Annotated in this window: 11 protein-coding genes; 10 read left to right on the top strand and 1 reads right to left on the bottom strand. The window is 67.6% G+C overall.

The genetic code is table 11. From position 1 onward, the window contains the following. Nucleotides 1–142: 142 nt before the first annotated feature. Complete coding sequence (locus tag AC1DFU_RS18045; RefSeq protein WP_092290695.1) at nt 143–778, bottom strand: YiaD family glycine zipper/OmpA-like lipoprotein; 636 nt, start codon at nt 776–778, stop codon at nt 143–145. Between the two features lie 375 nt (nt 779–1,153). On the opposite strand from AC1DFU_RS18045, the gene apbC reads away from it, so the two are divergent. From apbC to AC1DFU_RS17995, 10 genes are all read left to right on the top strand, one after another. After that, nucleotides 1,154–2,242 carry an iron-sulfur cluster carrier protein ApbC gene (gene apbC / locus AC1DFU_RS18040; RefSeq protein WP_441590701.1) on the top strand — a complete coding sequence of 363 codons (1,089 nt, stop codon included), beginning with the start codon at nt 1,154–1,156 and terminating at the stop codon, nt 2,240–2,242. 14 nt (nt 2,243–2,256) lie between these two features. Continuing rightward, entirely contained in the window at nt 2,257–2,802 is a 546-nt protein-coding gene (locus AC1DFU_RS18035; RefSeq protein WP_092290691.1) for a DUF3305 domain-containing protein, read from the top strand. Between the two features lie 18 nt (nt 2,803–2,820). Beyond that, nucleotides 2,821–3,432, top strand: a complete 612-nt coding sequence (locus AC1DFU_RS18030; protein ID WP_441590699.1) for a DUF3306 domain-containing protein — start codon at nt 2,821–2,823, stop codon at nt 3,430–3,432. Nucleotides 3,433–3,536: 104 nt separating this feature from the next. Next, a complete protein-coding gene (locus tag AC1DFU_RS18025) occupies nt 3,537–5,678 on the top strand; it encodes a 4Fe-4S binding protein (RefSeq protein WP_441590697.1) in 2,142 nt (713 codons plus the stop codon). A 44-nt stretch (nt 5,679–5,722) separates the two neighbouring features. Then, entirely contained in the window at nt 5,723–6,364 is a 642-nt protein-coding gene (locus AC1DFU_RS18020) for a TorD/DmsD family molecular chaperone (protein WP_441590695.1), read from the top strand. Between the two features lie 174 nt (nt 6,365–6,538). Beyond that, nucleotides 6,539–6,760, top strand: a complete 222-nt coding sequence (locus tag AC1DFU_RS18015) for a formate dehydrogenase (RefSeq protein WP_092290683.1) — start codon at nt 6,539–6,541, stop codon at nt 6,758–6,760. A 72-nt stretch (nt 6,761–6,832) separates the two neighbouring features. Further along, complete coding sequence (locus tag AC1DFU_RS18010; protein ID WP_092290681.1) at nt 6,833–9,901, top strand: molybdopterin-dependent oxidoreductase; 3,069 nt, start codon at nt 6,833–6,835, stop codon at nt 9,899–9,901. A 21-nt stretch (nt 9,902–9,922) separates the two neighbouring features. Further along, the gene (gene fdh3B, locus AC1DFU_RS18005; protein ID WP_092290679.1) at nt 9,923–10,600 is read left to right on the top strand and encodes a formate dehydrogenase FDH3 subunit beta; all 678 of its coding nucleotides are present in this window, start codon (nt 9,923–9,925) and stop codon (nt 10,598–10,600) included. Then, the gene (locus AC1DFU_RS18000) at nt 10,597–10,833 is read left to right on the top strand and encodes an EexN family lipoprotein (RefSeq protein WP_092290677.1); all 237 of its coding nucleotides are present in this window, start codon (nt 10,597–10,599) and stop codon (nt 10,831–10,833) included. The genes fdh3B and AC1DFU_RS18000 overlap by 4 nt, the downstream gene beginning before the upstream one ends. Before the next feature lie 14 nt (nt 10,834–10,847). After that, entirely contained in the window at nt 10,848–12,050 is a 1,203-nt protein-coding gene (locus tag AC1DFU_RS17995; RefSeq protein ID WP_092290675.1) for a formate dehydrogenase subunit gamma, read from the top strand. Nucleotides 12,051–12,119 lie beyond the last annotated feature (69 nt).

Genomic DNA, 12,119 nt, shown 5'->3' with positions numbered 1-12,119 from the left:
TCGACCAAAAAAAAAGCGCCGGTTGGTACCGGCGCAGCTTTCCACAACGGAAAAGGAGGAGAAATCAGATACCGCCCGGGAGGTCAGCCACCCATCGCGAGCCAGCAACGGTGGCAAGCGGTATCTGAACGGTATGACCCGCTCACCCCTGAATTGGTTTCAAGAAAATTTCGACTCGTCGATTTTGGGCCCGGCCAGCCTCGGTGGCGTTGTCCGCCACGGGCTGCGTCTGGCCCCGGCCCTCGGCGCTCAGGCGGTTCCGGGCGACGCCGCGGTCACCCAGGTACGACGCCACGCTCTGGGCGCGGCGCTGCGAGAGCTGCATGTTGTAGTTCGGGTTGCCGGTGCTGTCCGTATGGCCCACCACGTTGGCGACCACGTCCTGGTGCTGGCCCAGGGTCTGCGACACCTGGTCGAGCACCGAGCGGAACGACGGCTTGATGCTCGCGCTGTCCGTATCGAACGTCACCTGGCTCGGGATATTCACCTTGAGCGAGCCGTCCGGCTGCTCGGTGATCTGGGTGCCCGTGCCCGCCGTGTCCTTGCTCAGCTTGCCGCGGATGGCATTCCAGTTGTAGCCGGTGGCCCCGCCCACGGCACCGCCCACCGCCGCGCCCACGAGCGTGCCAGTGGTGTTGCCGCCGATCAGGTTGCCCAGGCCGGCACCCACGGCCGCGCCCACGCCAGTGCCGACCGCGGTATGGGTCTGCTGCTCCGTGGCGCAACCGGCCAGGGCTGCGGCAACGGCGAGCGAGACGGTGACGAGCTTGAATCTCATGCTTTCTCCTTCTGATGACATGCTGGGATATTTCACAAATGTTCGGCCAACGGCATACCGCATGGTAACTGCATCCGCCGGATTGACGCATCGAGCGCCCACAAGTTTCATCATGCGTTTGAAAACAAGCAGGACGATGGGGGCCGGGCGCCTTGCCGGCGTTGCCCCAGGCGGGTGGCCGGGCACTGGCGCACTACAATAGGGACATGGCAGCACCCGCACAAGGGCAAAGGTGTCAGAGATGTAAATGTCTGTAATTCCACACTCGATGGAGGGGATCTCGCCCGGCGCTATCGCGCCCCTGGCTGCTCCTTCATACTTTGATACATTACGCGCCTAATCCCCACCGACCTATATAAAGAAGCGGAGTCTGCCTTGAGCCTCACCATTGAACAGGTAACCGATGCCCTGCGCACCGTGATCGATCCCAACACGGCCCGCGACCTGGTGTCCACGCGCTCCGCCCGCAACGTGCGGGTGGACGGCGGCGATGTCTCGGTGGAAGTGGAACTGGGCTATCCGGGCAAGAGCCAGATCGAACCGATCCGCAAGCTCGTGATTGGCGCGCTGCGCACCCTGCCCGGCGTGACCAACGTCAGCGTGACCGTGACCATGAAGATCGTGGCCCACGCGGTGCAGCGCGGCGTGAAGCTGCTGCCGGGCGTGAAGAACGTGATTGCGGTGGCCTCGGGCAAGGGCGGGGTGGGCAAGTCCACGACGGCCGTGAACCTGGCACTGGCGCTGGCCGCCGAGGGCGCCCGCGTGGGCATGCTCGATGCCGATATCTACGGCCCGAGCCTGCCGATGATGCTGGGCATCGACGGCCGCCCCGAGTCGGCCGACGGCCAGACCATGGAGCCGCTGGAGGGCCACGGCCTGCAGGCCAACTCGATCGGCTTCCTGATCGAGCAGGACAATCCGATGGTGTGGCGCGGCCCGATGGTCACGTCCGCCCTGGAACAACTGCTGCGCCAGACCAACTGGCACGACCTGGACTACCTGATCGTCGACATGCCGCCGGGCACCGGCGACATCCAGTTGACCCTGTCGCAGAAGGTGCCGGTGACCGGCGCCGTGATCGTGACCACGCCGCAGGACATCGCGCTGCTGGACGCCCGCAAGGGGCTCAAGATGTTCGAGAAGGTCGGCATTCCGATCCTCGGCATCGTCGAGAACATGGCGGTCTACTGCTGCCCGAACTGCGGCCACGTCGAGCATATCTTCGGCGAAGGCGGCGGCGACAAGATGAGCGGCGAGTATGGCGTGGACCTGCTCGGCAGCCTGCCGCTGAACCTGTCGATCCGCGAACAGGCCGATTCGGGCCGCCCCACCGTGGTGGCCGAGCCGGATAGTCCGATTGCCGGGATCTACCGCGAAGTGGCGCGCAAGGTCGCCATCAAAGTGGCTGATAAGGCACGTGACATGACGAACAAGTTCCCGAGCATCGTGGTGCAGAACACCTGAGGCCGGCCGCCGCCATGGACGAAACCCTTCCCGCATCGCCTGTCTCGCCCGAGACCCCGCCGGCTGGCCGGCCTGGGGTCACCATGGCCGTGGTGATGCGCAAGGTGCCACTGGCCAACCGTTGGCAGCCCTGGAAGTGGGAGCTGGACGCGGTGCTGCCGGACCTGGGCGAGTACGGCGCCGCGCCGCTGCGGCTCGATGCCGACAGCCACGGCGCGCGCTGGCTCTATCCGGGCCATCCCGTGACGCTGTATCGCGACGAGGGCGAGGGCTACTACCTGAACCTGACCTCGACCACGCCGTGCTGGTTCGTGCTGTGGCGCATGGCCGAGGAGCCCGATGCCGATGGCGAGACCCGCGCGGTGCCGGTGACGGTGACGCTCTCCTACAACGAGGCCGGGCGCTGGCTCGATGCCGGCGAAAGCGTGGAGAACGTGCCGCTGGAACCCGCGCAGCGCGAGTGGCTCGAAGCGTTCACGCAGGAAAACTATCGCCCCGAGCCCAAGAAACGGCGCCGTCCGGAGTCCTTCAAGGCGCCGGAAGACCGCGCGCGGTACTGACCGGCCCCGGACCCTGCCATGAGCGACGCCGATTCCTCCTTCCTCTCGCGCTGGTCGCGCCGCAAGACCGCCGTGCGCGAGGGCCAGCCGGTGCCCGCCGAGCCGGCGCTGGTGCCTGAAGCCACCCCGGCGGCGTTAGCGGAATCCCCCGCTGCGCCACCTGCCGACACCCAGGAAGCCGCGCCGCTGCCCACCCTGGCCGACGTGGCGCTGCTGCAGCCGGGCGACAACATCGCCCGCTTCGTGGCGCGTGGCGTGGACGAGACGGTCAAGCGCGCCGCGCTGAAGACCCTGTTCGCCGATCCGCACTTCAATGTGATGGACGGGCTGGACACCTATATCGACGACTACGGCAAGCCGGACCCGATTCCGCTCGATGTGCTGCGCCGCATGACCCAGTCGCAGACGCTCGGGTTGTTCGACCCGATCGAGGAAGAGGAAAAGGAAGGGGAAGCGAAAGAGAAAAAGGAAACGGAGGGGGAGGGCGAGATGGCGGCCGATTCCAAGGCGCTGGAAGCCGAGGAATCCCCGGAAACCGAGGTCGCGCAAGCCCAATCCGCGCCCGACCTCCCCGCCGACACCCCCGCCGACATCGCCATCCCGCCCCTCCCTGCGGATAAACGCGCGTAGCCCTGCGCCGCGTGTGGGCCTAGAATGGGCCACCCCTACAAATCCGCCGACCGGACGATCCTCCACCACGAAGAGGGCGCCGGGCCGGCAAGCAGTCTTGCCCCATGCCGACGCTGATCTGCAATTGCAACGACACCATGCCGCTTGACGGGGCGGCACTGTCCGATGCCTCTGGTTCCCTGAAGGTCCACCGCCTGCTGTGCCGGCGTGAAATCGGCGATTTCCGCCGGGCGCTCGATGGCGCGGAAGACGTCATCGTGGCCTGCACCCAGGAAAGTCCGCTGTTCACCGAGGTGGCTGGCGCCGCGCGCGAGGGCGGTGTGGTCACCGCGCCGGTGCGCTTCGTCAATATCCGCGAGACCGGCGGGTGGTCGCAGGGCGCGCGCCGTGACCCGGCCACCGCCAACGCCAAGATCGCCGCCCTGCTGGCTGCCGCCGCGCTCCCCGAGCCCGACCCGGTGGCGGTGGTGGACTACCGCTCGCACGGCGCCGTCCTGGTACTGGGCCCGGCCGCGCGGGCGCTGCCCTGGGCGGGCCGGCTCACCGAGGCCGGCCTCGAAGTCACCGTGCTGCTGACCGGCGCATCGATCAGCGATGTGACGCCGCCCGCCAGCCGCGCGTGGCCCGTCCACAGCGGCACGCTGGCCGGCCTGACCGGCTGGCTCGGCAACTTCACGGCCAGCTGGCGGACCGGCGCCGGCCAGAGCAACCCGATCGACCTCGACCTCTGCACGCGCTGCAACGCCTGCGTCGATGCCTGCCCGGAAGGGGCGATCGACTTCAGCTACCAGATCGACCTGGACCGCTGCCGCGACCATCGCGACTGCGTGAAGGCCTGCGGCGCGGCGGCGGCGATCGACTTCGACCGGCCTGCCGCCACTACCGAGGCGCGCTTCGACCTAGTGTTCGACCTCAACGACGCCCCGGCCTTCGCCATGCACCAGCCCCCGCAGGGCTACCTGCACGCGGGCGCCGACGTGGCGCGCCAGCATGCCCACGCGCTGCAACTGCAACAACTGGTGGGTGAGTTCGAGAAGCCCAAGTTCTTCCGCTACAAGGAAAGCCTGTGCGCCCACGGCCGTAACCAGACCACCGGCTGCACCGCATGTATCGACATTTGCTCGACGCAGGCGATTGGCTCGCGGTGGCGCGATGGCAAGGGTTCCATCGAGGTCACGCCCAATCTCTGCATGGGCTGCGGCGCCTGCACCACGGTCTGCCCGACTGGCGCCATCAGCTACGCCTATCCCGGCCCCGAGGCGCTTGGCGAGCGGCTGCGCACGCTGGTCTCGACTTACAACGCCGCCGGCGGCCGTGATGCCGTGCTGCTACTGCATGGCGAGGAGTATGGAAATCCGGCCATCCTGGCGCTGGGCCGCGCGGCCCGGGCCGGGCAGGCGCGCGGCGTGCCGCCCAACGTGATTCCCGTGCCGCTGTTCCACCCGGCTGCCACCGGCATCGAACTCTGGCTGGCGGCGCTGAGCTGGGGCGCGGGCGGCGTGGCCGTGTTGCTGACCGGCGACGAGGCCCCGCAGTACCGCGCCGCGCTGGTCGAACAGATGAATGTGGCGCGCGCCATTGTCGAAGGGCTGGGCTATCGCGGGTTGCGGCTGACGCTCGTGGAAGCGGGCGACGTGGGCGGGCTGGATGCCGGCCTCGCCGCGCTCGCCAGTCCCCCGTCGCGCGTGACCGCGCCGCCGCCGGCCAGCTTCCGCGCGGCGCTGGCCAAGCGCGAGACGCTCGACTTCGCCATCGACCATCTCGCCCGCCATGCCCCGGTGCCGGCCGAAGTGGTGCCGCTGCCCGCCGGCGCGCCGCTGGGCGCCATTACCGTGGACACGGGCCGCTGCACGCTGTGCATGGCCTGCGTGGGCGCGTGTCCGTCCAACGCGCTGCGCGACAACGCCGAGCGCCCGGTGCTGGCCTTTATCGAACGCAACTGCGTGCAGTGCGGGCTGTGCGAGACCACCTGCCCGGAGGACGCCATCGCGCTGGTGCCGCGCCTGCTGACGGGCGAGGGCGCCCGCCGCACGGTGACGCTGAACGAGACGCAGCCGTTCCATTGCATCCGCTGCGCCAAGCCGTTCGGCACCGCCCAGATGGTGCAGTCGATGCTGGTGCGACTGGCCGGCCACCCGGCCTTCGCGGGCGCCAACGCGGACCGGCTGAAGATGTGTGCCGATTGCCGCGTGGTGGACATGATCGAAAAAGACACCGGCGCGACGCGCGGGGCCACGCTCCAGTAACGCCAGTCGCCCCGCAGGGTGCGGCCGACCAGACCTATCAAGACATGACCGATTTCCAGCCGATTCAGCTGATCCCGCCCGCGCCGGCCCCCGGCGAGCCTGACGCCGAAGACATGGCCCGCGCGGACCTCTACGGCCTGCTGGCCACGCTGTTCTTCCAGCCGCCCGATGCCGCGCTGCTCCACCACATTGCCGCCAACCGCGCCACTGCCGAGGACGCCCGCACGGTGCTGGGCCAGGCCTGGAACGCATTGTGCGACGCAGCATCGACGACCACCGCCGAGGAAGCCGCCGACGAGTACGCGCGCCTGTTCGTCGGCGTGGGCAAGCAGGAGGTCTTCCTGTACGGCTCCTATTACCTGGCCGGCTTCCTGAACGAACGCCCGCTGGTGGCGCTGCGCGACGACCTGGCCCGCTACGGGCTGGCTCGGCACGAGGGCATCAGCGAGACCGAGGACCACATCGCCACACTGTGCGAGGTCATGCGCTTCCTGGTGGCGGGGGATGATGTGGCGGTCTGCAACGCCGGCGAGCAGCAGCGCTTCTTTGCCCGCCATATGCAGCCGTGGATGGAGCGACTCTGCGACGCGCTGGCCGAGCACCCGCAGGCGCAGTTCTACCGCAGTGCGGCAGAACTGCTGCGCGCGTTCACCGGCGTGGAGGCGGTGGCGCTGGAGATGCATTGAGGCAGGGCGATTGTGTGAAAGCCGTGTGAAAGGCCAACGCAAGCATCGGGTTTATCCGCAGTTTGAGGATTTTCCGATTGACAGTGTGGTCTTTCATTTCGCTTCAATCTAGAATATGCAAGACAAGGCATAAATAGATCATCCATCGGTCACGCAAAGCCGACAGGAGCCCCCATGAAAGACAAGCAATCCCGGGTCGCACGCCGGACCTTCCTGGCCGGGGCTGGCGTGGTTGCCGCTGCCGGTGCCGCCGCTGTGGCCACGCGCGGGCAATCGGCGCTGGCCGATGCCCTCGCGCCGCCCACCACCGCCGATGCGGCCGATCCCGCGCCCGACAGCCAGGGCTACCGGGTCTCCGCCCATATCCGCAAGTACTACCGCACCACGCTGATCTAGACCTGGGCGCCCGCACGGCGTGCCGGCTGGCGCGCCTTGTCTCTCGTCCCCCCTCTTTCGCCGAGGCAAGACATGATCCTGACCCGCAAGCGCGCGGACCAAGGCCAGACCGACCGGGTTGCGAACCGGCTCGCCGACCCAACTGCTCCGCAGGCCCATCCTTCCAGTCATGGCAATAGTCATGGCAATGGCAATGGCAACGGGCGCCTGGCGTCCCGCCTGGCCGCCGGGCTGGCCGGGGCGATGCCGACGATGGATCGGCGCAGCTTTCTCAAGCGGTCGGGCATCGGCGTGGGTGCCGGGCTGGCCGCCACGCAACTGACGCTGATCCGCAAGGCCGATGCCGACGACGGCAAGACCGGCGCCGGGGCCGGCAAGGGCGAGATCGTGGTACGGCGCACCGTGTGCGGCCACTGCTCGGTGGGCTGCGCGGTGGATGCCGTGGTGCAGAACGGCATCTGGATACGCCAGGAACCGGTCTTCGACTCCCCGATCAACATGGGCGCGCACTGCGCCAAGGGTGCCGCGCTGCGCGAGCACGGCCATGGCGAGTACCGGCTCAAGTACCCGATGAAGCTGGTCAACGGCAAGTACCAGAAGATCAGCTGGGACCAGGCGCTGGACGAGATCACGGCGAAGATGAAGGCCATCCGCCAGGAGACCGGCCCCGATTCGATGTTCTTCGTCGGCTCTTCCAAGCACAGCAACGAGCAGTCGTACCTGCTGCGCAAGTGGGTGTCGTTCTTCGGCACCAACAATACCGACCACCAGGCGCGCATCTGCCACTCCACCACCGTGGCCGGCGTGGCGAACACCTGGGGTTACGGGGCGATGACGAACTCGTACAACGATATGCAGAACGCCCGCGCGGCGCTGTATATCGGCTCCAACGCCGCGGAGGCGCACCCGGTGTCGATGCTGCACCTGCTGCACGCCAAGGAGAACGGCTGCAAGGTGATCGTGGTGGACCCGCGCTACACCCGCACGGCGGCCAAGGCGCATCACTACGTGCGCATCCGTTCGGGCACCGACATCGCCTTCCTGTTCGGCGTGCTGTATCACATCTTCCAGAACGGCTGGGAAGACCCCAAGTACCTGAACGACCGCGTCTACGGCATGGACAAGGTCAAGGCCGAGGTCCTGGCCAAGTGGACCCCGGACAAGGTCGAGGAAGTCTGCGGCGTGCCCGAGGCCCAGGTGAAGCTGGTGGCCGAGACCATGGCGAAGAATCGCCCGTCCACGCTGGTCTGGTGCATGGGCCAGACCCAGCACACCATCGGCAATGCGATCGTGCGCGCCTCCTGCATCGTGCAGCTGGCGCTGGGCAATATCGGCGTGTCGGGCGGCGGCGCCAACATCTTCCGTGGCCATGACAACGTGCAGGGTGCCACCGACGTGGGCCCGAACCCCGACTCCCTGCCGGGCTACTACGGCCTGGCCACCGGCGCGTGGAAGCACTACGCGGCGGTGTGGGGCGTGGATTACGAATGGATCAAGAAGCAGTTCGTCTCGCAGACGCTGATGGAAAAGTCCGGCACCACGGTGTCCCGCTGGATCGACATCGTGACCGAGAAGCGCGACCTGATCGACCAGGACAACAACGTCCGTGGCGTGTTCTTCTGGGGCCACGCCCCGAACTCGCAGACGCGCGGCCTGGAGATGAAGCGCGCGCTGGACAAGCTCGACCTGCTGGTGGTGGTGGACCCGTACCCCTCCGCCACGGCCGCCATGGCGAACATGACGCCGACCGACGGCGACAAGATCAATCCGAACCGCGCCGTCTACCTGCTGCCGGCGGCCACCCAGTTCGAGACCTCGGGGTCGTGCACGGCCTCGAACCGCTCGCTGCAATGGCGCGAGAAGGTCATCGAGCCGCTGTTCGAGTCGATGCCCGACCACACCATCATGCAGGCCTTCGCCGAGAAGCTCGGCTTTGGCAAGGAGCTGTCGAAGAACTACAAGATGATCGAGGTCAAGCGCGCCGGCCGTACCTGGCAGGAGCCCGAGACCGAATCGATCTTGCGCGAGATCAACGCCAGCAACTGGACCATCGGCTACACGGGCCAGTCGCCGGAGCGGCTCAAGTCGCATATGCGCAACATGCAGATGTTCGACGTGAAGACGCTGCGCTGCAAGGGCGGCAAGGACCCGGTCACCGGCTACGACCTGACCGGCGACTACTTCGGCCTGCCGTGGCCGTGCTACGGCACGCCCGAACTCAAGCACCCGGGATCGCCGAATCTTTATGACACCTCGAAGCACGTCATGGACGGCGGCGGCAACTTCCGCGCCAACTTCGGCGTGGAGCGCGACGGGGTGAACCTGCTGGCCGAGGATGGCTCCTGCTCGGCCGGGGCGGAGATCACCACCGGCTACCCCGAGTTCGACCACGTGCTGCTGAAGAAGCTGGGCTGGTGGGACGACCTGACCGACGCCGAGAAGAAGGCCGCCGAGGGCAAGAACTGGAAGACCGACCTCTCGGGCGGGATCCAGCGCGTGGTGATGAAGAACCACGGTTGCCATCCGTTCGGCAACGCCAAGGCGCGCGCCGTGGTCTGGAACTTCCCCGACCCGATCCCGCAGCACCGTGAGCCGCTGTACTCCACGCGGCCGGACATGGTCGCCAAGTACCCGACCCACGACGACAAGATGGCCTTCTGGCGCCTGCCCACGCTGTACAAGTCGGTGCAGCAGCGCAACATCGAGAACAAGATCTACGAGAAATTCCCGATCATCCTGACTTCGGGCCGGCTGGTGGAATACGAGGGTGGCGGCGAGGAAACCCGCTCCAACCCGTGGCTGGCCGAGCTGCAGCAGGAGAACTTCGTCGAGATCAACCCGCAGGCAGCGTCCGCGCGGGGCATCCGCAACGGCGACTATTGCTGGGTGCGCACGCCGACCGGTGCCCGCCTCAAGGTGCGCGCGCTGGTGACGGAGCGCGTGGGCGTGGATACGGCGTTCATCCCGTTCCACTTCTCGGGCTGGTGGGAAGGCAAGGATCTCAAGCAGTTCTATCCCGATGGCGCGTACCCGATCGTCCGGGGGGAGGCCGTGAACACGGCCACCACCTACGGCTACGACTCGGTGACGATGATGCAGGAAACCAAGACCACCGTTTGCCAGATCGAGCGGTTTGCCTGAGCCTGAGAAGCGGAGAGACACATGGCACGCATGAAATTCATCTGTGACGCCGAGCGCTGCATCGAATGCAACAGCTGCGTCACTGCCTGCAAGAACGAGCACGAGGTGCCCTGGGGCGTCAACCGGCGCCGCGTGGTGACGATCAACGACGGCATTCTCAACGCCGAGAAGTCGATCTCGGTGGCCTGCATGCACTGCTCGGACGCGCCCTGCATGGCCGTCTGCCCGGTGGATTGCTTCTACCGCACCGACGACGGCGTGGTGCTGCACGACAAGGACGTCTGCATCGGCTGCGGCTACTGCTCCTACGCCTGCCCGTTCGGCGCCCCGCAGTTCCCCAGCGAGGGCACCTTCGGCGTGCGCGGCAAGATGGACAAGTGCACGTTCTGCGCCGGCGGCCCGGAGAAGAACGGCAGCGAGGAAGAATTCGAAAAGTACGGCCGCAACCGGCTGGCCGAGGGCAAGCTGCCGCTCTGCGCGGAAATGTGCTCGACCAAGGCCCTGCTCGGCGGCGATGGCGACGTGATTGCCGACATCCTGCGCAACCGCGTGATCAAGCGCGGCACGGGCGGCGATGTGTTCGGCTGGGGCACGGCCTATGGCAAGCCGCAGGCGCCTGCCAACGGCACTCCGGCGGCCCCCAGCACCCCGCAGGGCACCGCACCCGGCGCCCCGGCCGGCGGAGGGCAGCCGTCATGACCCGCACCGCGTTGATCGTATCGATGCTCGCCACCGTCGCGCTGCTGGCGGCGTGCAGCGAGAAGCCGCAGACCGTCTCGGCCACGCACAAGAAGTCGGATTCCATCGCCTGGCAGGGCGCCCCCGGCGACCCGTTCGTGGCCAAGGGCTGGACGGCGGGCGACAAGGACAGCTGGCAGCGTCAGATCCATCAGCGCAACCAGTACCAGAACGAGTACAACCGCATCCAATGAGCGGGGGAGGCGCCATGACCGTCATCCAGACCCTCAAGACCTTGCTGGCCGGGGTGGTCCTTGCCGCCGGTGTGGCGGGCGCGGCGCTGGCCCAGGCGCCGGCCTCGCCGCCTGCCGCGCAGCCTCCGGCGCAGGCGCAGGCCCCGACGCAGGCCCAGGCGGACGCCAACAATCCCGCCACACACCCGGTGCAGCCGTTCGCGGGCGTGGCCAGCGAGAACATCTTCAACGTGCCCCGGCGCGACGTGGCCGCCGAGGCCCGCTCGCAGCAGGAGCGCTCGGTGACCCAGCCGGGCAACAACGCGCCGGTCTGGCGCGAGGTCAACTCGGACCAGCATCACTACAGCAGCCTGCCCGCCAAGGAAGCCGGCGTGCTGATCCAGCGCACCGGCCAGAAATGGCGGCTGTTCCGCAATGGCGTGCTGACGGTCTGGGGCGGCTGGATCCTGATCCTGGTGCCGGCGGCCATCCTGGCCTTCTTCGCCTGGCGCCGCACCATCCCGCTCAAGTCCCCGCGCACGGGCCGCATGATCGAGCGCTTCACGCCCACCGAGCGCTTCGTGCACTGGGCCGTGGCCATCTCGTTCGTGATCCTGGCGATCTCGGGCATCGTGATCCTGTTCGGCAAGCACTTCCTGCTGCCGATCATGGGCCACACGCTGTTCGGCTGGCTCACCTACATTCTCAAGAACCTGCACAACCTGACCGGGCCGGTGTTCACGCTGTCGATCATTGCCACCTTCGTGGTGTTCGTGCGTGATAACGTGCCGAACCGTGGCGACGTGGTCTGGGTGCGCAAGCTCGGCGGGCTCGCCTCCGGCGCCCACGTGCCCAGCGCGCGCTTCAACGCCGGCGAGAAGATGTGGTTCTGGGGCGGGATGGTGCTGCTCGGGCTGGTCCTCTCGGCCTCCGGCTGGGTGCTCGACATGATCGTGCCGGGCCTGGACTACTACCGCGCCACGATGCAGATCGCCCACGTGATCCATGGGGTCTCGGCCGTGGTGATGATCGTGCTGGCCTGCGGCCATATCTATATGGGGACGATCGGCATGGAGGGCGCCTACCGCGCCATGCGCGATGGCTACGTGGACGAGGCCTGGGCCCGGGAGCACCACGAGATCTGGTACGACGACATCCAGTCCGGCAAGATTCCCGCCCAGCGCTCCACGCCCCGTGACGACACGCCGCGCGTGCGGCCGCGTCCCGGCGAAGTGTGAGGGTTTACCGCAGCGCACCATGCACCCGACCGGGGCGGCGTTACAATCGCCACGGCAGTCAACTCTAGA

The sequence above is a fragment of the Cupriavidus sp. 10L45 genome (genome assembly GCF_056395225.1).
This window is presented reverse-complemented; position numbering and strand designations above follow the sequence as displayed.